Annotated in this window: 2 protein-coding genes; both read left to right on the top strand. The window is 45.1% G+C overall.

Going from position 1 to position 925, the window contains the following annotated elements:
• A partial coding sequence (locus A3739_RS01930; protein ID WP_068500049.1) for a protein-L-isoaspartate(D-aspartate) O-methyltransferase occupies positions 1 to 591 on the top strand: 591 nt, incomplete at its 5' end.
• 15 nt (positions 592 to 606) lie between these two features.
• Positions 607 to 925 (top strand): undecaprenyl phosphate translocase family protein (locus tag A3739_RS01925; RefSeq protein WP_156502255.1); only part of this gene is annotated, 319 nt, incomplete at its 3' end.

The raw sequence follows: 925 nt of genomic DNA, 5'->3' as shown, positions 1-925 counted from the left end.
TTGCGCGATAAGGGTATTGCTGATGAGCGTGTTCTGGAGGCAATCGCTGATACACCTCGACATATTTTCTTAGATGAAGCGCTGTCGCATCGAGCATACGAAGACACTGCTTTACCTATCGGACATAATCAAACCATCTCGCAGCCATATATTGTCGCAAGAATGACGGAGTTACTCGTTCAGCATCAGCCTCGTAGAGTGCTGGAGTTGGGAACAGGGTCTGGATATCAAGCCGCTATTTTGTCTCAAGTCGTTGATGAGCTTTATACGGTCGAACGCATCTCTCCATTATTGAATAAAGCGCGTCAGCGTTTTGAACGAATAGGTTATCGCAATATATACAGCCGTCATGCTGATGGCGGCATTGGTTGGCCCGAGCAAGCGCCGTTTGATGCAATTATGGTGACTGCCGCACCGAAAGAGATTCCCCTTGAGTTACTTCGTCAGTTGAAAGATGGTGGCAAGATGATCGTGCCTTTAGGCGATGTGCAGCAAAATTTGACTATTGTGACGCGTAGAGGTGAGCAATTCTTGAAAGACGTCATTGAGCCGGTAATGTTTGTACCATTTTTGCCGGGTGTTGTTCGCTAAGCTAAAGGAGAATCTATGCATTGGGTGCTAATATTTTTGCGTGGCATTATGATGGGCGCAGCGGATATAGTACCCGGCGTCTCCGGTGGAACAATTGCATTTATAACTGGGATATACGAGCGACTGCTATCAAGTATTAACTCTGTACTTCCTGCCCTGCGAAAGCTTCTACAACACAGGTCTATTCAGCAGTTTTTTCAAGAGATCGACGCATTGTTCTTGTTGATTTTGCTCTCGGGTATTCTCAGTAGTATCTTTTTGCTCGCTTCCTTTATTTCTGAAGTTATTGTTAGTCACCCTATTCCTTTATGGTCTTTTTTCTGTGGTCTTATTG

Source organism: Oleiphilus sp. HI0067 (genome assembly GCF_001635735.1).
The sequence above is the reverse complement of the archived record's forward strand: the minus strand, read 5'-3'. Positions and strand labels throughout refer to the sequence as shown.